This is a genomic window from Mesorhizobium yinganensis, from assembly GCF_040081985.1.
Classification (GTDB): domain Bacteria; phylum Pseudomonadota; class Alphaproteobacteria; order Rhizobiales; family Rhizobiaceae; genus Kumtagia; species Kumtagia yinganensis.
This window is the reverse complement of record NZ_JBEBMH010000006.1, coordinates 238,436-262,795: the sequence shown is the minus strand read 5'-3', so window position 1 is coordinate 262,795 and position 24,360 is coordinate 238,436. Positions and strand designations below refer to the sequence as shown.

Below are 24,360 nucleotides of genomic sequence, written 5' to 3'. Positions count from 1 at the left end.
GTGGATTGCCCCCAGTCGACGCGGCTCCCAGCCGTCCGCAATCCGTTTCGGGTTCGTCACATGGCTGTCCGAAGCCCGTTGGTCAAGGGTCGCGACCGAAATGCTCTTCCACGCCACCCGATACAACCCAGGGCATAGGTAAACATTCCTTGCAATTTCAGATTTATATGGTAAAATTGGATACGACTTATGATTGTATAATGAGGTAATGCATTTGCCGGACCGGGCCTATAGCAGGCTCCGCGCCCAATCGGGGTTGGGGGAAACATGAGTCAATCACACGGAAAACGCCGAACGGAACAACTCGACTATATCCAGTCCATGCTCCGCCAGTTGCGGGGCATGGCCGAGGCGGAGCGATGCGACATGCTCGCCTATCTCATAGAAATGGCCTATCTCGAAGTCAGCGACATCGCCACCAACGAACGACGGCTACGGGTCGGGGAAGACAAGCGAGACAGCGCCGCCTGAGTGGCGCTCCAGCCGCCCCGCGAGGTCCAGTTCAAGCAGGATCATGAATACCTGGGCCGGGTGCAGACCGGTGTGCCAGATCAATTCGTCGACGCTGCTCGGCACAGGGCCGAGCGCCTCCAAGATCTTGGCGCGGTCCGTCTGCGCGGGCACGGGCGCGTCCGAAAAGTCGGGCGACTCGTCGAGGTCGATCTCCGGCGGCGATTCGGTCAATGTCAGCGGCGCCAGCGCGTCCAATATGTCTTCCGCTGACGTCACCAGCACGGCGCCTTCCTTCAGCAGCTTGTTGGCGCCCTCGGCGCGCGGATCGAGCGGTGAACCGGGGACGGAGAAGACGATTCGCCCCATCTCATTGGCCAGCCGCGCGCTGATCAGCGAGCCCGAACGCCGAGCAGCTTCGACCACCACAAGCCCAAGGCCTAGCCCGGCCACGACGCGGTTGCGGCGTGGAAAATCCTGCGCGCGTGGTTCCCAGCCGAACGGCATCTCGGTGACGACGGCGCCGCTCTCGGCGATGCGCTCGCACAGGCCGATGTTTTCGGGCGGGTAGGGACGACCTTAGTGGTCAATCTACGAAATGCAAAAAACGCATAGCTTCAAGGCGGCTCAGATTGGGCCTCCTGACCGGGATCGGGGGCGCTAAGGAGGCCTTGTGTTACAAGGGCTTCGGGCTTGGGCACTGTACCGGCATGTACGATTTTCTGTACCGGATGTCCGTCAAGTTTTCGCGATATAGTAAGGCGAAAGCGGAGGCATGAGGTACCCTACGGGGGAAATAGGCTAATCTGCATATGCGTAAATCCTGAAACAGATTTTCCCAAAAAGGGTCGCGACCCGCTAGCGTCGGAGGGACCCAAAAAGAGCTCAACTGGGGCGGAGTTCATACTGGCCAAGACCGACAGTGGCCCTAGTTGTCCTCAAAAAGTGTCCACGGTTTGCTCAACCCAAACGAGGCCCAAATTCCTCCGTCCGCTCGTCGCGGTAGCGGGCAGGAAGTCCGCCCAATGCTGGCAGAAGTGAAACAGGAGGACAGCAACCACCACGGAACACGACTTGGGAGCGGCGAAGCCTGTTGAGAGAAATCCCCGTCTGCCGGGCGACGTTACAGGCCCCCGAACGCAAACGCCGTGCCTGGTCGGCAAAATTGGGAATTATGCATTCGGCGGAGAATAGCTTTCGGGGTACGTTTTGCCGAACTGGCTATAAGTCTTTTCGCCCTCGGAGTGGACACGTAGCACTTTCGATCCCGGAATTGTATGATCGACGCAGATATCACGACCTTCCGGCCACAGTTCACAACCAAGGGATTGGGCGTATTGCTTTATCACAACCTCACCGACAGAAAAAGCAGCCCGCCCGCTATTTGCGTTTAGGAGCGGCACCAAGATTTCCAGGATGCGGCCTCGACCAATCCCCCGCAACACATCTAACATACCTTCATCGCGAGCGCCCGTAAAACGCCAGTACGCCGATTCGCCCCCCCAAAACCCGACTAGAAGATTAACCGCACCATCGCTGGGTTGAAAGGGTACAGTGGTTGTCCAGAACCCTTTGCGAATACCACTATCGGCAAAATGAAGTGGACTCTCCGCAAATATTCTCCCACCCTGTTCCTTCGACAAAAGCCCTTCCTCGACGATGTGGTCAATTCTCTCTTTCAAGAAGCTCGAAGAAGTGGGAACAATACCGTTTGAGACAAGCGATTTTACCTCGCGATCCGTCATCCTGCTATAATGAAACACACGAATTTCTTTGCTCGCCAAGATGCCAGCCAAGTCCTCTCTGGCACGAAGATAGTCTGCGGAATAAGGGTTGGGTGGGGAAGCACTCCACCGTGCCTCCTTTTCCATTTCCTCGTCGCGCTTTTTTTCGAAATCGAAGTAGCCGAGTATCAGTGATTTGTGTCGATGCAACCAGTCCTCAATATCAGCATCGTATGTTCCGACGTCCCATAGATCGAGTGACATGCTCCCCCACCTCAGTACTCGAGTGTCATCACTGGAATCGCAACTAGCCTGCAGCGTCCCGATTGACGGCTGCCTCCGCCGCAGTAGCAAACGAAAAGGCTAGCGGCCCGTCAGGAAAGTTCTACCGAGACTGGGCAGTGATCCGATCCAGTCCGCTCGGCCATGTGACGACAATTTAAAAGCCTGCTCTCAAGTGATTCAGTTACCAAGATATAGTCTAGCCGCCACCCGACATTTCGATCCCGCACGCCCGAGCGTAGGCTCCACCAGGTGTAGTGTCCCGAGCCCGGTTCGAACTTTCGGAATGCATCTACAAAACCCGATGCTAGCATTCCGGAAAGCCACTCGCGTTCCTCAGGCAAGAACCCCGCATTTCTGGCATTTGCCTTAGGATTCGCCAAGTCAATTTCGGTGTGCGCGATGTTTAGGTCACCAAGCACGATAGATGGGCCTTTAGTAGCGTTCCGCGCCAAAAACGAAGACAAAGCTGCGAGGAACGCAAGCTTAGCGTCAAGGCGTATTAGTGTACGGTGACTATGCGGGGCGTATACGTTGACTATCTGTATACCTAACACCTCAAGCGAAAGAACTCTCCCTTCCACATCGGAATCTGGATGGCCTATACCTTTGTAGAAGATGCTCGGAGCCAGACTTTCACGTACTAAGGTCGCAACACCGCTGTAGCCGGGGCGCTCGGAGGTATTCCAAAAGGACTTATACCCACCAAACCAATTTGTTGTTAAGAGGTCTTCCTCTATCTTGACCTCCTGTAAGCAAATCACATCCGCATCCAGTTGGCGGAGCCAATGTTCGAAATCACGACGGACCACAGACCTTAGCCCGTTTACGTTCCACGTGACGATCTTCATTCGAGCCTTTTCGTGCTCAGGAGGGGTCTCTAGAGTGTCGCCCACGGGGCGTGGGCATACTCTCAATCAAAGTTACCGCGAACACTGCCGCAGCGGTCGCCGCATAGGGCTGCCATGACTTTTCCTTCGCATCATTCGCGTAGTCGCATATGCCACGCACAACAAAGAACCCTGTTCCATTCTGCATTGCCGCTTCCGCGACGCCAGATGCTTCCATCTCAACCGCTAATAGTTTAAAGTCACTTCGCAATCTCTCTCGATCAGCCGCGTTTTTCAACACAGTATTGGCACTGCCGATCGGACCGGCATGGACTATGGGAGTATTCTTGATTCGTTGCGGATTGGCCGGTCGCCGTAGCGGCTTTCCCCTCTCAGGTTTGGGATCATCTATCAGCCTGTCGCGTTTGCCTCGTCTTAGCGCGCGCGCCGTGGTAACCTGTGAGAGTCGCGTACAAAATTTCGCAATTTCTTCAGGTTTGGCGAGTAGCCCAGTAGATCGCGTCAACCAAGCTTGCGAAGGGGGGCGCGGTTGGTAAATGTACTCCACGCCATCTGAGGTTTTCTTATTGAAGTCGGTTTGGATCACGCCCATTTCGTTAGATATAACAACGTCACCCAATCGGACGTCAGCCTGCCCCTTCTGTAGTTGCGGAATCCCCGCAGCCACACCGACCATAATAACTTCATCTAGCTTGAAGTCTGAGAGCATCCGTTCAGTTAACACGGAGGCGCGGTTATTCCCTTTTCCAACTTGCGTCACAACAATGTGATGCTTGCGACCGTCGTGGGAGGGCAACGTCCCGTGTTCGTATTCTCGGAGCGTTCCCGCGCTATCTCTCTCACGCTGTCCGCGTCGGTCATTTAGTAAATGCACGATGGCCTCATATTCCACCTGCAGCGCCACGACGATACCAATCGTTGGTGCAAATTCTTCGGCCTTTCGCCTAGCCATACTGATCTCGTGTCGCCTGCGGTTGACAAGGGTATCAACGGTTCGCACACAAAGTTTCCCGTCCGCTACCTCTTCTGGTCTGAAAAGATCAATCGAAACACCGTGGTGCTCAAGCCGTTTGCGAATGAAACCCTCGGCAAACGACACTGGCAGAGCGACATGAAGTTTCTTTCTGAAAGGCCTGCCGTTTGAAGCCTCCTCATGTGACAACTCTAGTGCCTCTGCAGACACACCTGTGCTTCCCGCGATCATTACGAAGGCATCGATCGACTCGACCGACGATCGGGCGATATTGCTTGTGAGTGCCCGATGGATGTCCTCAATTGACTTTATGTCGGCCCCCAGCCGCGCGAGAACATTACCTAGCGCCATACCAGCGTCGCAATATAATTCCTTGGAACGAGAGTGCCTCACGCGAACGCTCAACCCTTGTAAGGGCAACGGTTCCGTGACGCAGCAAAAATCGAGATGGTCTTCCGCCACTTTGAGCCAATAGTCGAACAATTCATATCTCTGTGTCTTGAAAGAACGATCTCCCAGAATCGGTTAGCGTAAGTCCTGAGTGCTCAGACGGCAAGACAAATGCCATCCTGCATAGTGCGTCGAGCGTGATTTCCGGATTCAAGGTGGTGGTGTAAAACCGCCGATCAGCCAGAAGCCCGTCCTTATCGATGCCGGGGGTGCGACCAATCATGGCCAAAAAAGCGCGCGCCAAATTGCTATGTAGTGTTCCAACAAAGTCGTGGAAGTGCCCTTCGTCGATTTCGGTAGCGTCGTCGAGAGCGATTTGCGCCTGCTCACGCAAGATACCGTTGATATTTTCCGATTCTAGCAACCAAATTGGCTTTGCCAGCGCTGTGTCGCTATGTTTAGCCTGCAGTTGAACATATCGATCGCCGAAGACAGAATATTGAATTCCAGTTTGAGCTTCCTGTCCCTTGAGGTCCACACCTCGGCGACCGATCATGTCGATCGTGAGCAGTTTCTGTTGCCAACGATGTAGACCTTTAGCTTCCCATTGTTCGAGGTTCCAAGATACAAGGTCCCATGGGCTTCCCATGCGATCTGATGGCACATGATATAGTACCTGAAAAGGCTGTTTGTTCTCACCCAGCATCGCCTCACAAATCCGGCGATGGAACGGGTCGGTTAGTGCGCGCGCGCCGCCGGTGACATGAATGCAAGTGCCAAGTTCATCGTTTCTCAACAACTCAAATATAATGGTGTTCGTATTTCTATGGACGCGTTCGTTGTCTTCAGAATTGGCCGATGAAGAATTTAGTATCTTGGCCTGTCGAGCGAGAGGAGCAGAAATCCCTGCTTGTTCCAGGGTCTCAAGCAGCAAGCTGTCGCCACTGTTGAATCTAACCATCAGACGGCTTCCACAATCGGGGCGGCACGGTTACTTTCCCAATTTAGGCGGTGTTGCCACACATATTCATCCTGTCCTGGCTTGAACGAAAAGCAAACGGGAACGAGGTCTCCGTATTTCCTATGACGGCTGCGGTTTGTGCACGGTGTCAGCCTATTCAATTCATGTCCTGCGATCTCATTGGCATCGCTGCGATCCCATCTTATTTGCCTCTCGCCGTACCGCGCTGCACCGAAGGCTGTGCAGATAAGGTTCGAACAAATCCGTATTGTGCCGTTTGGATGGACCATCACCCGCTCGCCCAATTTCACTGGGCAATAGCCATAGTAGGCTGGATTTCTTGCGAACTCCGCTTTTGTAACGAAGCACTGAGGCAACCGCACTGAAATCGAAAAATCGTCTCTCGCAACTTTCTCAGCCAACTCGGCATACACCGGGATCCAGTCCTTGGGACGAGGCGCAAAGTTTCCTGTCCACGTGTCCATGGGAATCCCCACCTTGAATAAGTCATGAAAATTGATCTGATGGACTCCTAATTCCTCCGCAAAGCGGATCATTTTTTCAAGCAATAGCGTACCTTCATCATCGCGCTCCAGAAATATCCTCTGAACACAGCATGTGATACTGACGGCGTACCCGCTCTGGAGTGCGCTTCGGATACCATCGACCGCCCGTATGAAGGTGCCGCGTCCTCGCAGAGGATCGTTAATTTCGGGCGAAAATCCATCGAGGCTGAAAGCAAGTTCGTCTAGTTTGGCGAACGATTGAGCACTCAGCAATGGCTTCACCCGCTGCCCGTTGGTGTCGAGCCGAATGTATTCATAACCGAGTGCCCGCGTCCCTTCGATGAGATCGAGCAAAGGCTTTCCGCCCTGGCGATGGCCATAAAGGGTTGGCTCCCCGCCCAAAAACGTAACCTTACCTGCGCCAAGTTGACGAAAACTCGCCAACAGGCCCAAAGCGTCGTTCAACGATATTTCTTCGTTGATAAAGTGAGTTATACTGGGCTTGTAGATGCATTGTTCGCATTCTAGATTGCATCGGTCGGTTATGTACATAAAGACCTGATGCAGGCGCGCGAAGTGCTTCTGAAAAGCGGCGTCCATAGCGAACGCATTTTTCGCAGGTTCGACTATGCCCGTTTCCGAAACCGTCATGTCCGTCCCATTGCCCACGAAGACCCCGCCACCAAAAATGCCGCTTGGCCGCTCGGATTTCACCATCTAATGCGACTCGATCCTGAACTGTATGCCCTCGTCACGAACTTGGCCAGAGGATCAGCCCTTCGAGGTCGTCTACCCCGTTCGCCGCTGACGGTGCTGTAGGAAAAGCCTTAGCGATGCGGGTTAGGGCGATGGCTCAGATAGGCCCCGATTCTGGCGTGTGTAGGTGATATATCTACGTTACCGGAGAGGCTCCACTCTACTAGGCATTTATTCCTTAAGTGCATGGGTCGGCGTCTGCTTCGATGCATCTGTGAATTTCACCGGCCATTGGGTGCAGCATGGAAAATTAGCTGATCACCAACACCAACAGACACGGCTTACAGATAGGGGAACTCGTGAGCTCCCAACCCGGACAACGGGACGCCTGCGCCTTCGGTTGGAACAACGCACCCGAGGGAACAGACGATTTCCAAGTGTACAGCGAGGACGACTATGCCGCGCTGACAGGCGGCGCGGGATATCGGCTACGCGGTAGCTGACGATAGAGCTTTTCTTCGTGAGCAGAAGGGCCGCGTGTTTTCATGGGCCTCATACGATTTGGAGAGGTGACATGGCATCAGGCGGTGAATTTTTTACCGTGAGGAGAAGCTTGGCGGGTCGATCTCTCCACTAATGGAGAGTCTCCACTAGTGTAGGTATTTATTCCTTGACCTTGCGCGTCGGCTCGTGCTCCAATGCGGCTGTCAACTTAACCGGCCATAGAGGGCACCATGGAAAATTACCTGATCACCTTCACCAACGAACACGGGCTGCCCGCAGGGGAACTCGTGACCGCGCAAGCCTCTCACTGGAACGCCTGTGACCACGGGTTGAACAATATGCCCGAGGGGGCCACCGAGTTCGAAGTGTACAGCGAGTATGAGTACATACGTCTGGTTGGAGCCACATTGGACGGCAGGCCCTTATTGCCGGTGTCAGATGGGGCTGTGGCGGCATAGATGGACGCGGGGGGACCAAAGCTAATCTGGTTAGGCTTGGTCCCCCTTCGCTTTTTTACGCTTCCACGCCAGCAACCTCGGGGCCGCGCAGTTGCGGAAAGAGCCGCTCCAGTTCCTCCTGGGTGACCTTCGGTGTCCCGGCACCCAGGTCGCGCTGCGGCTTGGTCTCGGCGGTATAGGGCAGGCCTGTGGCCGGGTCGTTGGTGCCGTGCTGGATGCCGCGCTGGACCTCGGCCATCGACATACGGGACGCTCGCTCCCCCGCTTCGGTGAACTCAAAACTCAGCGGACGGTTGCGAATGTCCACCTTGTGGACGGCATCGCGAACAAGCTGCATGGCGTCCTGCGCGAGCTTCAGTTGCCGTTCAAGGTCTGTGCGCTGCGAGACGAATGAGGCGTTCTCCTGCTTCAGGTGTGCAACCTCGGCTTTGAGCGAGGCGACCTCTGTCGAGTTGTCGAAGGCTTCGAGTTGGGCGAGGAGTTCCTCGCGGGTCACGGTCTTCTTTGCCATGATGATGGTGTTCCTTTCAGGTGATGAGTTGGATGAGGCTGGCCATTGCGATGGTCAGCACGTAGGCGTTGATGGCGGTCCCGAGCATGTCAGCTAACGCCGATGCCTGTTGGGGCGCTGTTGGTCCCCAAGCCAGCGGTGCCGATGCCGGATGCCGTCCGGTACTTCTTGGTCCCGATGGCCAGCGCACTGGCTGGCGTCTCGGCTGTCTTCTTCTTGGCCGGTGCGGCTTGCTTAAGAACCTCGGGCGGTGGGGCCGGTGCGGGAATGTCAGCGTCGGAATTGTTGAAGCACATCGTCTCAGGCCTCCGTGTCCGGTAGCGAGTTCCACCACATGTCGTACGCCCTCGGCAGTTTCGACGGATGAAGTTCCCCGGTGATCACACTCGTGAGCACACGGCGGGCAAACGGGTCCGGGGTGGACGTCGCGGCGTAGACCAGAGAGGACCAGCGGTCTCCGCCGATGTACTCTGATGCCACCGGCGCGGCTTCCATGATCGTCGTCTCGATGAGGCTTGCCGATGTCTGAGCGTCGAGGCCAGTAGCGGCGGACACACGAGCAAGGGTGTCCTCGGCATCGCCGTTCTTGATCATGGCTTCCAGCCCTTCCGCCAAGTGCTCGGCATAGAAGCAATCTGCGATCTCGTCATAGGTGGACGACAGGGACGGCTCGCGTTCCGTGCGGGCTTCGATCTGTTCCTGAAGGTCCGCAAGTTCCTCGTCGGACATCTCGCTGTCAGCCTCGGCCCATTCGTTCGGGTCGGCACCGGGGCGCAGGCCGAGTGGGTTCAGGGCGTCGGTATTGTGCGGGTTGCCCTCGGGCCCCGCCGTGCCAGCCGTAAGCCCAAGCTGGGCGGCAACGTCGGCGTCAACGTAGGTGTTCAGGCCGCTGACAAAAACCTTGCCCTCCGGAACGGGACCAGCAGCACTGCCGATACTGTAGCCGGGGGTGCTTGGTCTGAGCCATTCCTGGGGGTGGTCAGGGTTCGGGAGGAGGCTCCGGGGAGCGTAGTCATCGTGGTCGTGCATAGTGTCCTTCAAAGGAGGTTGGCGGCGCGGAGCGCCAGTTTCGCGTAGTCGAGGATGGTCATTGATTGGCCGGATGCCGTGGCCACCGGAGAGGACCAGAAGTCCCTGCCGTAGACCGTGGCCGCGTGCCGCGTGAGGTGTGAGCCGAGGTGCCGCTTGACGGCTCCCGAGACCACCTTGGCCATCTTGGCGGACGGCTTCGATATGTCGCCAAAGACGGCCCCGGCACGGGTGTCGAGGAAGGCTTTCCGGTTTCGCCAGAGGCCTCCAGAGGTGCCCGTGTCGTAGTAGACCGACATCCACCCCATGAGGGCGAGCGCATGGATGACGGCTTCGGTATAGGTCCGCCCGTGGCGATGCTGCCAATTGGCGCGGAGGCCGGTTGTCTTGGCCACCACGGGCAGCTTGCCATGGATGTCGCCGGGGGAGAGGCAGAAAGACGGGGGCAACGTCATCCGCCGTTCAAGGGCCGAAAGGTCCGTTGTGACCTTCGCGGCCATCTTGGGGTCCGTGCCGAGGTAGAGCGCGATGGCCCGCTTGAAGATCGCGAGTTCATTGCGGGATGGCAGGCGGGACAGAGGGTCGCCCCTGTCGCTCTTGGCCTGCTTGTGGGTGGCGCAGTAGGGCGAGATACCGGCACGGTTCCGGGTGCAGCCGGGGCACGAGCAGGATTTGAGTTCGTTGGTGATCTGGCGTGCCCAGAGGGAACGCACAGACACGTCAGACTGTCTGGCTACCCGCCAGTCACGCGGGTGCCCTCGCGTGGTCGGGAGGGGCATGGGGTTCCTTTCGTCATTTTCTGAATTTGCCGTAGCCGTCGAGGCCAGCGGTCGCGATGTTGCTGAAGGCGTTCAGTGGGCTGAGGGACGCCTCGGTGGCGATGCGGTTCGTCGCGCCGATCTGCGTGTTCTTGCCAGCCAGGGCGTAGTTTGCACCCGCTGCGGCGCTACGGTCCTTAGCGTTGGCGATGGACAGGGCGGACTGTCGGGATTGTTCGGCGGACCTCAGGCCTGCCGTGAGGCCCTGCATTCCAGCGCCACTGGCTTTCACGATGGCTTGTGCGCGGTCGCCCTCAAGTGCGGCCTGATAGGCGTCCTTGTTCGAGGCGTCGGCTTCCACGAGAAACTCACGCTCTTGCGTGGCGTATTCGAGGTTGGCCTGTTTCTTGATCAGGTCGCGGTTCTTGTCGGCAGTTGACGCCTGACCAGCGGCTTGCGCGGCCCCGGCAGCAATGCCGAGGGCTAATCCCATGTCACACATGGTCTTATTCCTTTCGATGATGATGGTGATGAGGTTGGCCACAGGTGACCGAAGTCACGAGTGGGCAGGGTCTATCGTTACCCTGTGCCTGTCGTCAGGAAGAGAGACGGGCTTTGCCCGTTCTGACGGGTCAACAGGAACCCGATAAAAGTCATCCTTCGGGGGTGAGACCGAATAGATTATTCCGATTGAATGGAATTTTTGTCTTCCATCCAAAGGCATGTCTCGGGATGGATAGGCTGAACTCGGTGGAAAGCGTCAGTCTGCGCGTAGCGCGGCTCTCTGCCTGACGATATCCCGAGCGCGTCCTATGTACTTGGCTCGCCTCGGGCTGTTCGTCACTGGGTGAGTCAATCTCCAGCTTCCGACCGATGCTAACCCGAGTTCTCTTTACTACGCGGACGTGCATCACTTCTGACGCAGCGTCACCTCATGCGGCCAGCCGCTTCATATGACGGGACACGGTGGTCTGGTTGCATCCCAATTTCCTCGCGATGTCCCGGTGACTGAGCCACGGTGCCGTATCAGCGAGGTGTCCAATCCGGTCTCGTAGCGTGGCATCGGAAACCCGTGGTCCGCTCAGGCCTTCCCGGATGAAGGCTTGGCCCCTCGGCGTGAGCAGTTCCATTGGCTGGCCATCGCGCGCCTTGATGACTACGCCGTGACCCTCCGCCAGTGCCCACGGGGTTAACGTGTGGCGGTGGAAGTATTCCGGCTTGGTCGTCGCGGGAGCGGTGATCGTTGGTACATCCTTCCAACTGAGGACACGGTGGACGACGCCCAAGGCCTCCAGCTTGACGTACAGGCCTCGCGTGGTGGTGCCGAGTTCCGTGGCGAACCTGCCGACCGTGAGGCATGGGGACATGAGTTCTCCGGTTTGAGGATTGACGATCTCTCCCGGCTTGCGGTCTCGGGTTGCCATCAGGGCGCTGTCGAGGAAGCCCTCGTCGTAGCCTTTCGGAATGTAACGGAGGGCCCTGCCACCTCTGGCGATAGCAGTTTGTCGATGGCCGTCGAGCCATCGTTGATATTTCATTGGCGGTGATCCTTTCGATGACCATGCGAAGGCCCCTCACGGACTCAGGGAGTCGCGTGGAATGGCGTTGCGGTGATTGCGGTATAGGAAAGCGGGTTGAGGCTAGACGCCGCTGGCGCGCCTGTGTGACTCGCTGCGGGCCTCCCTGCCGTATCTGAGTGCCGCGAGTTCGTCGGGGGACTGACGTTCTGCGAACCCCGCCGGGATGAGGTCGGCGGTGTCGTTCGGACGCACGGCTTTGCGGGCAACGATGCCCGTGACCTGAGCGTAGTTCAGATAAGCCGTGTCGCCGGGAAACCAGCCGAGCAACCTGAATTCCCACAAGTTGCTCATGATCTCCTTCACGGTCTCGGCGCTCAAGTCGTGGCGATAGCGTGTGTCGAATAGGGTGTTATGTAAGCAGCCTTCCGGTGCCATTGCGCCATGGTTTGCGAGACGCCGCGTAGCACAATTGAGACGGATAGGCATGGGGTTGGCGCGGGTACGCTCGATGCTCACGACTTGCCGCTCGTATGGGGTGCGGGGTGCGCGGGTTCGCGTCTCAGCCAGTATGCGTTCTTTCTCAGCGGCCACAATCCGCCCCGCTTCTGCGGTGTCATCTTCATGCATCTTGTGGAGGCGCTGCATGTATTCTGCGCCGGTTTCGTCAGGACGTTTCGTGTAGGGATTTTCGCGACGTGGACGTCTTCGCAGAGGGCGTGCGGTTTTCATGGGTGGTCCTTTGGTTTCATGGGTGAGGCGCGCCAAACTGCACGCCCAAGTCAAAAGACATGAGCGGACGTACGGACGGACGCGGAGGGGAACGGCGGGCTTTCGATATCTCAATATGAGTACCTAACTGGACCAAGCCGCGTTTGGACCAGAGGCGTTCGCTATCTCAATATGCAGGGGTAATAGGTGCGGCTGGCAAATGCCCGTTCGGTCGTATCATTACGGGGCCCGAATTGGCCGAGGCTCGCGGGCCATCCGGGTTCCTGTGTGCTATATGGGCCCCTAATCGCCATTCGTCGGTGCCTACTGCATGGGCAATAACCTGGCACCATGCGCGCGACAACTGGTGCGCCGTTCCCTCAATCAATATGGAGGGGCAACTCACGCGGCCCGGCGTTAGATATGTTCTTTATGAGGGGGTAATTAGGTTTCGAAAGTCGTCTGCTCGTTTTCAATATGGGCAGGTAATCAATTTGAGGCGCGGGAGCGCGACAGGTCCTTGGCCTTGCATCCTCTATATGGGTACCTAATTTCCACCGCCGTTCGGTGTTTTCTATATGAAGCCGTAATCACCGTTCACTTCTGTCTATATGGCAACCAAAATGACGCAGATGGGTCTTCTGTCTGTACGAGTACCAAACTGCTAACCACCGAGAACGAAACCAACTTGCGACCCGTTCCGCAGCGTGACAGAGGCGCGCCGCAAGGTTTCCGGCGTAACCCTGCCCACACCATCGGTCTCTAGGTCGATGCGTTCCACAAGGTCCCCGATGAGACGCTGCGCGCCCTTGCGGTCCTCCTTTGCCAAACGCTGTATCTCCGCAAGGTCCGCCTCAATGTCGACCACGGACGCAGCGGCATCATGGAAGCGCGCGGCACTCTCGCGCAACCGGACCAGTTCGGCCTTTCGGCCTTCGATGTCGCGGGATATGGCCGCAGCTTGGTCAAGCAGCACTTTGCGAATGTCCGCCGTATCCGCCTCTGCGATACCCGCCAGCACGTTGGCGCGCTTGGTTTCGAGAGCGTTGAGCGCCGCATCCAATTCGGCCACGCGGGTGACCTCGGGGGCCGCAGGGTCCGCCGGTACAGGAACGGCTAGTAGGCCGACGCGGCTGACAAACTCCGCCTCAAACTCATCATAGCGCCAGTTGGGGGCGTTGCAGTCCGTCCGCTTGAAGGACTTCCCTTCGCAGACAAGGTAGCGCCAGAGGCTACCGCGCACATGCGATGTCGAGACATTCATCGGGGAACCGCAGACAGCGCAGCGGATTAGACGCGGGAACAGGTTCGTGGTGCCCGAGGCCTGTGGGTTCCGATGGCGTTCGCCCTGGCGCTGCTGAATTGCCAGCCACTCCGTTTCGGTGATCAATGCGGGATAGTAGCCGGGGACTTCTTCCCCCTTGACCACGAGGGAACCATAGGACGCCTTCGACTTCAGGACGTCTTGAACCACGGACTTGCCCCAGGTGCCTCCACGTGGCGATGGAATGCCGCTTTCGTTGAGATGGTTGGTGATGGTCCATTGGCCAGCACCCTCCTTGGACATCCTGAAGATCATCCGGGCAACGTCAGCTCGTTCGTTAAGCTGCTGTGTTTGTTGATCAATCCAGAAGGGAACCTTGGACATCTTGACCCGGCCCTGCCGCGCACGCTTGGCGCGGTTCTTCCACTCATCCCCAACCCGGAACGACAGCTTGGCGCTGTATTCGTGTGCGGCCTGCATCGCCATGAGGGACATCATGAGGTTGGCGAAATTGTCGTCATAGCCTTCGCTTGTATGGACTCGCTGATCCGTCAGGGTGACCAGCGTCAGGCCTGTGTCCAGAAGGTCGAGGAAGTAGCGAATGGCGCGCGTAGGTTTGACGCGAGTGATGCGGTCTATGTTCTCGACAATGAGAACCACGTCAGCGGCAATCTTACCTTCCCGCACGTTGGACACGAATTGCCCAAGGCTGGCTTCTAGGTTCGCGCCCTTGAAGGCCGAGACGCCGTCGTCGGTTATCGCCCTGTCGAGCGTGAGACCGTAGGTTGCGCAGAAGTTGGCGGCTTCTGCTGTCTGTCGGCGGAGGCTGTCACCCTTTGCTTGCTGTCCCGAGGACCAACGCGCGTAAGAAATGGCGGTGCGGCCTTTGAGGTCTCGGGGTTGCAACATGGCGGTATCTCCAAATCAGGTGGTCTGACTTGGGTGATAATGTTTTGTTGAATGACCGTCAAGGTCGGTCGAGACCGCCGGCCAGCACGCCCACCGTGCCGGTTGCGATGCTGCCTTCATGGGCCGCGGTATCGATGCCGCGCGCCAGCCCGGAGATGACGGCATAACCCTCCTTGCCGACCGCGGCGGCCAGCATTCGCGCCATCTTGAGCCCGGCGAGCGAAGCGTTGCGCGCGCCCACGATTGCGACGGCCGGTAGGGAAAAGATCGCGCCGTTGCCTTTCACGGCAATCAGCGGCGGCGGATAGTCCATGCGCCTGAGTTGCGCCGGATAGTCGGGTTCGCCGATGCCGATGAACCGCGCCCCGTGCCGCCGCGCGGTTTCCATCTCGGCTTCGGCGGCGGCGACGGGCGGTATGCGCGGCGCGGCGGCGGACCCGGCATTGCGCATGAGGGCCGGCAGTTCTTCGATCGCCGTCTCGGCGGAGCCGAATCGGTTGATCAGGTCGCGGAACGTCGCCGGCCCGACATTCGGCGTGCGGATCAGTCTCAGCCAGGCGAGCCGCTGACGCTCCGAAAGCAGCGGCCTTGGCTGGGTCATCCCCTGGAGCCTATCCGGGTCTCGGTGCCGGCAAGAAGGCGCGAGATGTTGGCGTGGTGTTTTATCCAGATGATCGCCGACATGACGGCGAATGCGATCGCAAGGTCGGTGCGGCCGGTGAAATACAGAAACACGGGGACCGCGACGGCTGTTGTCAGCGACGCTGCCGAGGAATAACGGAGCAGGAAGGCGACAGCCAGCCAGACGACCGCGAACACCAGCGCGGCCTGCCAGGCAAGGCCAAGCGCGACGCCAAGATATGTGGCCACGCCCTTGCCGCCCTTGAAGCCAAGCCAAACCGGAAAGATGTGGCCGATGAAGGCAGCGAAGCCGGCGGCGATGCCGAGTTCCGGCGCAAAATGCCCGGCAATCAGCGCGGCGACCGTGCCTTTCAGCATGTCGAGCAGCAGCGTCAGCGCCGCCAGCCCCTTGTTGCCGGTCCTCAGCACATTGGTGGCGCCGATATTGCCGGAACCGATCTTGCGCACGTCGCCGAGCCCGGCGGCGCGGGTCACCAGCAGCCCGAACGGGATCGAGCCGAGCAGATAGCCGAAGACCACTGCGACAATGAGATTGATCGTCATGAGCCTCCCCCGGACGGCTCGCGCCGCCCCTCGGAACTATGCCTCGAAAACCGTGCGTCCGGCAACCAGCGTGCGAAGGACGCGGCCCTGCAACCGGGCGCCCTCGAAGCAGGTGTTTTTCGAACGCGAGCGGATATCGCTTTCGCGGACCACCCAGGGCTCGTCGAGATCGACGAGCACGAGATCGGCCGGCGCGCCGGGCTTCAGTGTGCCGCCCGGCAGGCCGAAGAGTCTTGCCGGCGCGGTGGACAGTGTCTCGACCAGGCGCGGGAGCGGTACGTCGTCATTGTGGTAGAGACGCAGCGCAGCGCCGAGCAGCGTTTCCAGCCCGATCGCGCCGTCTGCGGCGTCCGCGAAGGGCAGCCGCTTGGTATCGACGTCCTGCGGATCGTGCGAGGAGACGACGATATCGATAGTCCCGTCGCGCAACGCCTCGATCATCGCGAGCCGATCGTCCTCGGCGCGCAGCGGTGGCGAAAGGCGGAAGAAGGTGCGGTATTCGCCGATGTCGTTGTCGTTCAGCGACAGATGGTTGACCGACACACCGGCCGTTACGTTGGCGCCGTCCGTTTTGGCACGGGTCACCGCCGTGGCCGAGAGCGCGGTCGAAATCTTCGCCGCGTGATAGCGACCTCGAGTAAGGCGGGCCAAGGCAAGGTCACGCTCCAGCGGGATCGATTCGGCTTCGCGCGGAATGCCCGGGAGCCCAAGCCAACTGGCGAACAGCCCCTCGTTCATCACCCCGCCGGCGGCGAGATCGCGATCTAAAGTCTCGTGGCAGATCACCGCGTCGAAATCGCGCGCATAGGTCAGCGCCCGGCGCATCACAAGCGCATTGGCGATCGAATGGCGACCGTCGGTGAAGGCGACCGCGCCGGCCTCGCGCAAAAGGCCGAACTCCGTCATCTCGCGGCCTTCCAGCCCCTTGGTGATGGCGGCGGCGGGAAAGACATTGACTTCGGCCGTGTCGCGGGCGGTGCGCAGCACGAACTCGACCAGCGCGACATTGTCGATCGCCGGATCGGTGTCCGGCATCATGACGAGCGAAGTGACACCGCCGGCCGCCGCGGCGCGGCTGGCCGAGGCGATGGTCTCGCGATGCTCGGCGCCCGGCTCGCCGATGAAGACCCGGCCGTCGACCAGTCCGGGCAGGATCGTCTTGCCTGTGCAGTCGATCACGGTAGCGCCGCCCGCAAAACCCTGGTTCAGCGCCGAGGCGCCGGCCGCCAGAATTGTCTTGCCGTCGACGATGACGGCGCCGACTTCGTCAATACCGCGCGACGGGTCGACGATGCGGGCATGGGAAAAGACGGTGACGCTCATCCGGCGCGCCCTTCGGGATTGCGGCGCGGGTCGAGCAGCGCTTCCATGACCGCCATGCGCACGGCGACACCCATTTCCACCTGTTCCTGGATGACGCTCTGCGGCCCGTCGGCGATTTCCGAGGCGATCTCGACGCCACGGTTCATTGGGCCGGGATGCATGACCAGCGCATCCTTTCTCGCGGCCTTGAGCTTCTCGGCGTCGAGGCCGTAGTAGCGAAAATACTCGCGCGTCGACGGCACGAAAGCGCCGGCCATGCGCTCGCGCTGCAGCCGAAGCATCATCACCACGTCGGCGTCGCGCAGCGCGTCCTCCATCGTCGCGCAGACATCGACCGACATCTGCTCGATGCCGGCGGGCAGCAGCGTCGAGGGCGCGGCGACCCGCACATAGGCACCCAAGGCGGTGAGCAGCAGGATGTTGGAGCGCGCCACCCGTGAATGCAGGATATCGCCGCAGATCGCCACCCCCAGCCCCCGCAGCTTGCCCTTGGCGCGGCGGATGGTGAGCGCGTCGAGCAGCGCCTGCGTCGGGTGCTCGTGGGCGCCGTCGCCGGCATTCACCACCGAGCAGCCGACTTTTTGCGCGAGCAGCGCTGCCGCGCCCGCGGAGGCGTGGCGGATGATAAGAATGTCCGGACGCATGGCGTTGAGCGTCATCGCCGTGTCGATCAGCGTTTCGCCCTTCTTCACGGACGAGCTGGCGACGCTCATGTTCATGACGTCGGCGCCGAGGCGCTTTCCCGCCAGTTCGAACGACGATTGCGTGCGGGTCGAGGCTTCGTAGAAGAGGTTGATCTGGGTGCGTCCGCGCAGCGTCGAGGTTTTTTTCTCGGACTGCCTGGAGATCGCTACGGCGGCGTCGGCTCGGTCGAGCAGATGCTCTATATCGGCCGCCGAAAGGTCGCGGATGCCAAGCAGGTGGCGGTGGGGAAACAGCGGCAGGGATGCGGCGTCGATCATCTCAAGCGGCTGCTATAGGCTGCGCATCGCCTTGCCACAAGGTGATATCCAACGTCGTCAACAAGATGCCGGTAACTGTTTCCACGCTGCCGGCCATGAGTCCTTTCCCGCAACAACGATGGCTTATGCAAATTGCGCTACGTCCCCAGACATGTAAAAGTCTTGGGGGGCGCGTCACGGTTGAGAGGGACTCCGCATGCTCTACGCATGGTCTTGGCTGAAGACTGCGTTGGCCGCCTCGACGCTTTGCCTTTCCTGCATGGGCGCGCAAGCCGCCGACCTCGTCATCGCGATGCCCAACTGGTGGTCGGGCAAGGCCTCTGCCAACATCATCAAGGTTGGCCTGAAGAAAGAATTCGGCCTTGAGGCCGACGCCGTCGAGATGGGCACGCTGATCGCCTTTGCGGGGCTGGATTCCGGGCAGGTCGACATCCACCCGGAAGTTTGGCTGCCCAATCTCGACAATCTCGTCAAACGCTACGTCACCGATGCCGGCACCGTCGCCATCAGCCCGATCGGCGTGCCGGCGTGGCAGGGCATCTGCGCCAACAGGGTGGCCGCGGACAAGGACGGCATCCGCGATATCTCCGACCTGAGCGACCAGAAGAAGACCTCCGTGCTCGACACCGACGGCGATGGACAGGGAGAATTGTGGATCGGCGCGCCGACATGGTCGTCCACCGAGATCGAGCGCATCCGCGCCAACAGCTACGGCTATGCCAAGAAGTTGACGCTGCTGGAAGTGCAGGAGGATGTCGGCATGGCGGCCGTGGACGCGGCCGAGGCCACGGAGCGCCCCATGGTCTTTGCCTGTTACGCGCCGCACGCCGTGTTCAAGCTGCACGACATCGTGCGCCTGACCGAGCCGCCCTACGATCCTGCCAAATGGAAGGTGGTGCTGCCGGGCGAGGACCCGGAATGGCTGTCGAAATCGAGCGCGCCTGTGGGCTGGGACGCCGCCCATTATCACATCGCCTATGCGACCGCGCTGCGCCAGAAACACCCGGATGTCGCCCGCTTCCTCGATCGCATCGATTTCAAGCCCGAGGAGGCGATCGACATGAGTTATGCCTTGCAGGTCGAACGTCAGGACCCTCTCGCCTTCGCGGAGCAGTGGGTGGAAAAGAACCAGGCGCGCGTTGACGGGTGGGCGAAGCCATGACTGGACCTTCCAGCAGTCCTGCGCTTTCCAGGGCCCTGATGCGCGGCCGGATGATCAAACTCGGCGCGCTGTTCGCGGCCGGGCTGATGCTTGCGACAGCGGTAGCGTTCGCCGCGGCCGGAACTCAGGTCTACGACCCGAAGACGCGGACCTGGACCAGCTACGACCGCACCAAGGCCTACAAATACTGGCGCCAGCACAAGCAGGTGCCGGAAGCCTTCCGGCCGCAGGTGGTAAAATTCCGCACCGCCGAGAAGCCGGGCACCATCATCATCGACGGCAATCAGCATTTTCTCTACCTCGTCCAACCCGGCCAGCAGGCGATCCGCTACGGCATCGGCGTGGGGCGCGAAGGGTTTGGCTGGGCCGGCATCGTGCGCGTGGGGCGCACGGCGGAGTGGCCGATCTGGACGCCGCCCGCCGAGATGGTGGCGCGCGATCCGAATGCGCGAAAATGGGCCGGCGGCCAGCCGGGCGGTCCGCAAAATCCGCTCGGCGCGCGGGCGCTCTACCTCTACGAGGGCGACCGGGACACGATCTACCGCATCCACGGCACGCCCGAGCCCTGGACCATCGGCCTCGACGTGTCGTCCGGCTGCATCCGCATGAACAATGACGACATCGTCGACCTGCATTCGCGCATCGAGATCGGCGCCAAGGTGATTGTGCTGATGCAGGGGGCCGCTCTCTACAAGGGGGTATGACTTTTCCAAGGAGGGGATGATGACTGCTTGCGTAAACTGGGTTGTCAGGTCGGGGCCGTGGCCCGGCCTGTTTGCGGCGGGGCTCGCCGCGGCGCTGAGCGCCTGCACGACCGGCCCGACGCCCGACCAGATGGCCAGGACGACGCTGGAAACGGCCCCGGCCGACCTGCAACTCCTGTGTGCCACCGAGGCTGCGCGATCGGCCAGCTTGGAGGCCAGCAAGGTGCTGCCCGTGAGTTCGCGCAAGCTGGACGCGAAAAACTATCAGGTGGAACTCAACGCCGCCGGCAAGCCGACCACCTGCCTCATCGACGCCGACGGCAAGATCGTATCGATCCAGCCGGCTTGATATAGCCTGGAAGGATCCCTGACGGTGCGTCTTCGACACAGCGGTTTGCGAAAGGGCCGCAAGCGGAATATCCTGCCGTGGATAGATGGGTGACCGAGCCGGAGTGCAGGACATGCCCATTTTCATGGACCGGCATGATTTGCGCGGCATGACCGCTGCCGAGATAGCCAGCGCGCACAAGCTGGACCTTGCCACGCAGGAACTATACGGGGTGAAGTTCCTCACCTACTGGTTCGACGATCGGCGCGGAACCGCCTTCTGCCTCGTTGACGCGCCTGACAAGGACGTTGCTCAACGCGTGCATCATGAAGCCCACGGCCATGTCGCCGGCGAGATCATTGAGGTTTCGCTGGCCGTGGTAGAGGCGTTTCTCGGTCGCATCCAGGATCCCGAACCGCCTATCGGCACCGAAAACCCGGAGATGGATGCCGGCCATCGGACAATCATGTTCACCGATATCGTCGGCTCGACCAGCATGACCGAACGGCTTGGCGACAAGAGCGCCACTGAACTGGTCCGCGCGCATGATTCGATCGTGCACCGCTGCCTCGCCAGGTCCGGCGGCCGCGAGGTCAAGCACACCGGCGACGGTATCATGGCTTCCTTCACCTCGGCCGCGGATGCGGTCGAATGTGCGATGGCCGTCCAGCGGGAGTTCCGGGCCTTCAACAGTGGCAATCCTGAGCCACTTCACGTGCGCATCGGTCTCGACTGCGGCGAGCCGGTCGCCGATGGCAACGACCTGTTCGGCTCGACGGTACAGCTTGCCGCCCGGTTGTGCTCCGCAGCGTCCGGCGACCAGATCCTCGTCTCCGAGAATATCTGCCGCGAATGCGGCGATGCAGGCGCGTTCCTGCGCAGCAGACGCCGGCGCCTCAAGGGTTTTTCGCAGTTGGTGTCGTCTTTTGAATGCACATGGGCTGGTTCGCAAACGCCCTGACAGCTGCCCCGCCTGTCCATCCTCCACCGCGCCCGTGTCGGTCATGCTACTTGCCGTCTCGTCGATGCGAGCAAAGGCCCCGTTCGGGTTTTTTCGTCGTGCGCCACACTTGCCATCGGTTATAAGCATCGGCAGGCGCTTGGATTCGAGGGCGCAGGGGAAAGAGATCCGGCGTGACGCACGAGGTAACCAACCAGCCGCCGCCGCTCGCCGGCGGCAACGCATGGCGCGGCGATCCGCTGCTCGTGCAACTGGCCGAGGATTTTTCCGAGCCCGTCCGCAAGGAACTCGATGCGCACGGCAAGTTCGTGCTGAGCCAGGAGGCGCAGGAACTGGCGCGGCTGGCCAATGCCGAGACTCCAAAACTCAGGACGCATGACCGGCAGGGCAGGCGGCTTGATATCGTCGAATACCATCCCGCCTACCACGCGCTGATGCGCCGCGGCATCGCCGGCGGGCTGCATTCGTCGGTATGGGAAAACGGCGAGCAGGAGACCGGCCGCCGGCACCAGGTGCGCGCCGCGCGCTTCTACCTCACGGCGGAACTCGAGGCCGGGCATCTCTGCCCGATCACCATGACCAGCGCCTCGCTGGCGGCGCTGATGGCCAGCCCGAAACTTTTCCGCGAGTGGGCGCCGCGAATCACCAGCCGCAAATACGACCAGACCCAGAAACCGCCGGTGCAGAAGGCCGGCCTGACGCTCGGCATGGGCATGACCGAGAAGCAGGGCGGCACGGACGTGCGCGCCAACACGACGCGCGCCGAACGGGCAGGCAGTGGTTTTTATCGAATCACCGGCCATAAATGGTTCATGTCGGCGCCGATGTCGGATGCGTTCCTGGTGCTCGCCCAGGCGGCGGAAGGGCTGACCTGTTTCCTCGTCCCGAGGATCCTGAGCGACGGCAACGGCAACGGTTTTCGGTTCCAGCGGCTGAAGGACAAACTCGGCAACCGTTCCAATGCCTCGACCGAGGTCGAGTTCGAGGGTGCCGTCGGCGAGCCGGTCGGCGATCCCGGCGCCGGCGTCAGGACGATCATGGACATGGTGACGCTGACCCGGCTCGACTGCGCGGTGGCATCCGCCGCGATCATGCGCGCCGGCGTGGCGGAGGCGGTGCACCATGCCCGCCACCGCAAGGTTTTTGGCGGCAATCTGATCGACAAACCGCTGATGCAGCGCGTGCTGGCCGACATGGCGCTGGACGTCGCCGGCGCAACCGCGCTGTCGTTCCGGCTGGCGCGCTCCTTCGACGAGGCGGCAAAGGATCGCGGCGAAGCGGCGTTTGCCCGGGTCATGACGCCGGTGGTCAAATACTGGGTCTGCAAGGTCGCCCCGACCCTGCTGGCGGAGGCGATGGAGTGCCTCGGTGGCAACGGTTATGTCGAGGAGGGGCCGCTGGCCCGCTATTATCGCGAGGCGCCGGTCAACGCCATCTGGGAGGGGTCCGGCAACGTCATGGCGCTCGACGTGCTGCGCGTGCTTGGCCGAGGGCCTGGCCTTTTCGACGAGGTGCTTGCCGGCATTTCGCGCGACCTCGGCGCGGGCGGGGCAGGGACGGTGGGCGTGTTGCGCGCCGCCATGCAGGTGGCCTCCTCGGACGAGGGGTCGGCTCGGGTTCTGACCGAACAGCTTGCGCTGTCGGCCGCCGCCGCCGAACTCAGGCGCATAGGCGCAGGCCGAATCGCCGACGCTTTCGTCGAGACCCGGTTGGCCGGCCAATGGCGTACTACCTACGGAATGCTCGCCCCGCGCCACGATCCGGCGCTGATCCTCGACACGCTCTATCCCGCGAACTGAGCCGGCGAGTGGGCACGGCGGGCCGTTTCTCCCCAGGCCGTTAACCTTAACAAATGGTTTACGTTGCGCCGGAACGGCAACGGCCCCAGTCTGTGTCCCACGAATGAGGACAGCATGCCTCGGTTACTGACTCTTTTTCTGGTTCTGCACTGGGCGGTGCTGTTTTCACTGCTGGCTGGGCTTGCCGTATTCGGCGGCGATGGCGGAGGATTGACCTTCCTCGGCATAGACATGTCCGGCCAAGACATCTTCCTTGCCTCCGTGCCGGTCATGAAAGCCACGGTTTCATTCGGCTTCGCGATCTGTTCCGTGCTCTTCTGGTGGGCTTTCGTGACCTTCTTCGTCTCGCCGGGGAACCGCGTGGCCGGCGACGAAGTTCTGCGCATGGCATTCTCGACCGCTTCCGGATTGATGACCCTCATGCTCGTCGTCGGCACCATCAAGGCCACCGCCGGCCTGTTTCCGGCGATGGCCGCGCATTTTGCCGCGCTGATCGCCTCCTATGTCGCGATCCGGGCCGAGCGGCAACTCGATCCACACCAAGCCGTCGATGGCGGGGAGGCGCGGCTCGCCGCGCGTGTCAAGGCGATCGACGCCTCGCGGACGGCGCGGCTGTCGCGTTTCGTCACAGCCTACGACGGCCAGCGGAGCTTCGATCGCTGATGCGCTACATCCTGACGATCTGGGCGCTGCCGCTGGTGATCTTTTGGGGTTGGTTCGGCCTGTCCTATTACGACATGAATTTCGGCTACCTGATGCTGTCGCGGCAGGTGCATGACATCTATTTTCAGCTTGCCGGCCAGATCATGAATGTCGAGCCGGCGTCGGTGCCGTGGTTCATCGCGAAGGCCTGCATCTTCGATACGCTGATCCTGCTGGCGATCTGGGCTTTCCGCCGCCGCCGCGAGGTTGCGGCCTGGCTGCGCAGGCAGCGCGAGCGCTATTCAGGCCAGGCACCCGCCTCGGATTCGCCCAGCGCCTGAAGCCGATCCAGCACGCCCTGCAGGATGAAGGCGGCCGCGGCCGAATCGATCTTGCCTTTTCGCTTCTCGCGCGAAAAATCCATCTCGATCAGCGTGCGCTCCGCAGCCACCGTCGACAGGCGCTCGTCCCAATAGGCGAAAGGCAGATCGGTCAGCCGCTGCATGTTGCGCACGAACGCGCGCGTCGCCTGGACGCGCGGGCCTTCGCTGCCGTCCATATTTACGGGCAGGCCGATGACGATCGCGCCGGTCTGCTCGGAGGCGAGCAGTTTCAGCAGCGCCTCGGCGTCGGCCGTGAATTTCTTCCGCAGAATCACCGGACGCGGATGGGCGAAGGAAAGGCCGCGGTCCGACACCGCCACGCCGATGGTCTTTTCGCCGAGGTCGAGCCCGGCCAGCGTCATGCTGCCTTGCAGGAGTTGGGGTAGGGCTTCGATGGTGACGACCGGCACGGGCTTT

At 60.7% G+C, this 24,360-nt stretch carries 26 protein-coding genes and 2 pseudogenes; 9 read left to right on the top strand and 19 right to left on the bottom strand.

Annotated features, from left to right (window positions below; genetic code table 11):
* Window positions 1-267 precede the first annotated feature (267 nt).
* Window positions 268-471: a hypothetical protein gene (locus tag ABMA59_RS14755; protein ID WP_349006116.1), complete on the top strand. Its 204-nt coding sequence runs from the start codon at window positions 268-270 to the stop codon at window positions 469-471.
* Here ABMA59_RS14755 and ABMA59_RS14750 read toward each other — a convergent pair.
* The 6 genes and pseudogenes from ABMA59_RS14750 to ABMA59_RS14725 form a co-directional block, all read right to left on the bottom strand.
* Window positions 433-1,023: pseudogene (locus ABMA59_RS14750) on the bottom strand (DNA-processing protein DprA); the annotation flags it as partial. The gene ABMA59_RS14755 and the pseudogene ABMA59_RS14750 sit on opposite strands and share 39 nt — an antisense overlap.
* Before the next feature lie 599 nt (window positions 1,024-1,622).
* Window positions 1,623-2,438 (bottom strand): hypothetical protein, encoded by an 816-nt coding sequence (locus ABMA59_RS14745; RefSeq protein ID WP_349006115.1) that lies wholly within the window; start codon window positions 2,436-2,438, stop codon window positions 1,623-1,625.
* Window positions 2,439-2,548: 110 nt separating this feature from the next.
* Window positions 2,549-3,307 carry an exodeoxyribonuclease III gene (locus ABMA59_RS14740; RefSeq protein ID WP_349006114.1) on the bottom strand — a complete coding sequence of 253 codons (759 nt, stop codon included), beginning with the start codon at window positions 3,305-3,307 and terminating at the stop codon, window positions 2,549-2,551.
* A 16-nt stretch (window positions 3,308-3,323) separates the two neighbouring features.
* Window positions 3,324-4,763: a 5'-methylthioadenosine/S-adenosylhomocysteine nucleosidase gene (locus tag ABMA59_RS14735; protein ID WP_349006113.1), complete on the bottom strand. Its 1,440-nt coding sequence runs from the start codon at window positions 4,761-4,763 to the stop codon at window positions 3,324-3,326.
* A gap of 1 nt (window position 4,764) precedes the next feature.
* The gene (locus ABMA59_RS14730; protein ID WP_349006112.1) at window positions 4,765-5,631 is read right to left on the bottom strand and encodes a hypothetical protein; all 867 of its coding nucleotides are present in this window, start codon (window positions 5,629-5,631) and stop codon (window positions 4,765-4,767) included.
* Window positions 5,631-6,854: a radical SAM protein gene (locus ABMA59_RS14725; protein ID WP_349006111.1), complete on the bottom strand. Its 1,224-nt coding sequence runs from the start codon at window positions 6,852-6,854 to the stop codon at window positions 5,631-5,633. The genes ABMA59_RS14730 and ABMA59_RS14725 overlap by 1 nt, the downstream gene beginning before the upstream one ends.
* 713 nt (window positions 6,855-7,567) lie before the next feature.
* Between ABMA59_RS14725 and ABMA59_RS14720 the strand changes: the two genes are divergently transcribed.
* Entirely contained in the window at window positions 7,568-7,795 is a 228-nt protein-coding gene (locus ABMA59_RS14720; protein ID WP_349006110.1) for a hypothetical protein, read from the top strand.
* Between the two features lie 55 nt (window positions 7,796-7,850).
* Here the strand turns inward: ABMA59_RS14720 and ABMA59_RS14715 are convergent, their stop codons facing one another.
* From ABMA59_RS14715 to ABMA59_RS14660, 12 genes and pseudogenes are all read right to left on the bottom strand, one after another.
* Window positions 7,851-8,306, bottom strand: a complete 456-nt coding sequence (locus ABMA59_RS14715; protein ID WP_349006109.1) for a hypothetical protein — start codon at window positions 8,304-8,306, stop codon at window positions 7,851-7,853.
* Window positions 8,307-8,395: 89 nt separating this feature from the next.
* A complete protein-coding gene (locus tag ABMA59_RS14710; protein WP_349006108.1) occupies window positions 8,396-8,602 on the bottom strand; it encodes a hypothetical protein in 207 nt (68 codons plus the stop codon).
* A 4-nt stretch (window positions 8,603-8,606) separates the two neighbouring features.
* Window positions 8,607-9,335: a hypothetical protein gene (locus ABMA59_RS14705; RefSeq protein ID WP_349006107.1), complete on the bottom strand. Its 729-nt coding sequence runs from the start codon at window positions 9,333-9,335 to the stop codon at window positions 8,607-8,609.
* An 8-nt stretch (window positions 9,336-9,343) separates the two neighbouring features.
* Entirely contained in the window at window positions 9,344-10,054 is a 711-nt protein-coding gene (locus ABMA59_RS14700; protein ID WP_349006106.1) for a hypothetical protein, read from the bottom strand.
* Between the two features lie 73 nt (window positions 10,055-10,127).
* Window positions 10,128-10,637, bottom strand: coding sequence for a hypothetical protein (locus ABMA59_RS14695; RefSeq protein WP_349006105.1), 510 nt, complete (start codon window positions 10,635-10,637; stop codon window positions 10,128-10,130).
* Window positions 10,638-11,025: 388 nt separating this feature from the next.
* Complete coding sequence (locus ABMA59_RS14690) at window positions 11,026-11,631, bottom strand: hypothetical protein (protein ID WP_349006104.1); 606 nt, start codon at window positions 11,629-11,631, stop codon at window positions 11,026-11,028.
* A gap of 102 nt (window positions 11,632-11,733) precedes the next feature.
* Window positions 11,734-12,342, bottom strand: a complete 609-nt coding sequence (locus tag ABMA59_RS14685) for a hypothetical protein (RefSeq protein ID WP_349006103.1) — start codon at window positions 12,340-12,342, stop codon at window positions 11,734-11,736.
* Window positions 12,343-12,985: 643 nt separating this feature from the next.
* Window positions 12,986-14,494, bottom strand: coding sequence for a recombinase family protein (locus ABMA59_RS14680; protein WP_349006102.1), 1,509 nt, complete (start codon window positions 14,492-14,494; stop codon window positions 12,986-12,988).
* 61 nt (window positions 14,495-14,555) lie between these two features.
* Window positions 14,556-15,095, bottom strand: a pseudogene (locus tag ABMA59_RS14675) (DNA-processing protein DprA); the annotation flags it as partial.
* Window positions 15,092-15,679, bottom strand: coding sequence for a glycerol-3-phosphate 1-O-acyltransferase PlsY (gene plsY / locus ABMA59_RS14670; protein WP_349006101.1), 588 nt, complete (start codon window positions 15,677-15,679; stop codon window positions 15,092-15,094). The gene plsY and the pseudogene ABMA59_RS14675, both read right to left, overlap by 4 nt.
* Before the next feature lie 36 nt (window positions 15,680-15,715).
* The gene (locus tag ABMA59_RS14665) at window positions 15,716-17,002 is read right to left on the bottom strand and encodes a dihydroorotase (protein ID WP_349006100.1); all 1,287 of its coding nucleotides are present in this window, start codon (window positions 17,000-17,002) and stop codon (window positions 15,716-15,718) included.
* On the bottom strand, window positions 16,999-17,964 hold the full coding sequence (locus tag ABMA59_RS14660) for an aspartate carbamoyltransferase catalytic subunit (RefSeq protein ID WP_349006099.1): 966 nt from the start codon (window positions 17,962-17,964) through the stop codon (window positions 16,999-17,001). Before ABMA59_RS14660 ends, ABMA59_RS14665 begins: the two co-directional genes overlap by 4 nt.
* 196 nt (window positions 17,965-18,160) lie before the next feature.
* Here ABMA59_RS14660 and ABMA59_RS14655 point away from each other — a divergent pair, with 196 nt between their 5' ends.
* The 7 genes from ABMA59_RS14655 to ABMA59_RS14625 all read left to right on the top strand — a co-directional run bounded on the left by ABMA59_RS14655 (window position 18,161) and on the right by ABMA59_RS14625 (window position 23,901).
* Window positions 18,161-19,126 carry an ABC transporter substrate-binding protein gene (locus ABMA59_RS14655; protein WP_425475917.1) on the top strand — a complete coding sequence of 322 codons (966 nt, stop codon included), beginning with the start codon at window positions 18,161-18,163 and terminating at the stop codon, window positions 19,124-19,126.
* 50 nt (window positions 19,127-19,176) lie between these two features.
* On the top strand, window positions 19,177-19,830 hold the full coding sequence (locus tag ABMA59_RS14650; protein WP_349006098.1) for a L,D-transpeptidase: 654 nt from the start codon (window positions 19,177-19,179) through the stop codon (window positions 19,828-19,830).
* A 19-nt stretch (window positions 19,831-19,849) separates the two neighbouring features.
* Window positions 19,850-20,179, top strand: a complete 330-nt coding sequence (locus tag ABMA59_RS14645) for a hypothetical protein (protein ID WP_349006097.1) — start codon at window positions 19,850-19,852, stop codon at window positions 20,177-20,179.
* Between the two features lie 112 nt (window positions 20,180-20,291).
* Entirely contained in the window at window positions 20,292-21,119 is an 828-nt protein-coding gene (locus ABMA59_RS14640; protein ID WP_349006096.1) for a nickel-binding protein, read from the top strand.
* 173 nt (window positions 21,120-21,292) lie between these two features.
* Window positions 21,293-22,918: an acyl-CoA dehydrogenase family protein gene (locus ABMA59_RS14635; protein ID WP_349006095.1), complete on the top strand. Its 1,626-nt coding sequence runs from the start codon at window positions 21,293-21,295 to the stop codon at window positions 22,916-22,918.
* A 114-nt stretch (window positions 22,919-23,032) separates the two neighbouring features.
* Entirely contained in the window at window positions 23,033-23,581 is a 549-nt protein-coding gene (locus tag ABMA59_RS14630; protein WP_349006094.1) for a hypothetical protein, read from the top strand.
* Window positions 23,581-23,901: a DUF6105 family protein gene (locus tag ABMA59_RS14625; protein ID WP_349006093.1), complete on the top strand. Its 321-nt coding sequence runs from the start codon at window positions 23,581-23,583 to the stop codon at window positions 23,899-23,901. Before ABMA59_RS14630 ends, ABMA59_RS14625 begins: the two co-directional genes overlap by 1 nt.
* On the opposite strand, the gene ruvX is transcribed toward ABMA59_RS14625, so the two are convergent.
* Window positions 23,859-24,353 carry a Holliday junction resolvase RuvX gene (gene ruvX / locus ABMA59_RS14620; protein ID WP_349006092.1) on the bottom strand — a complete coding sequence of 165 codons (495 nt, stop codon included), beginning with the start codon at window positions 24,351-24,353 and terminating at the stop codon, window positions 23,859-23,861. The genes ABMA59_RS14625 and ruvX overlap by 43 nt on opposite strands.
* Window positions 24,354-24,360 lie beyond the last annotated feature (7 nt).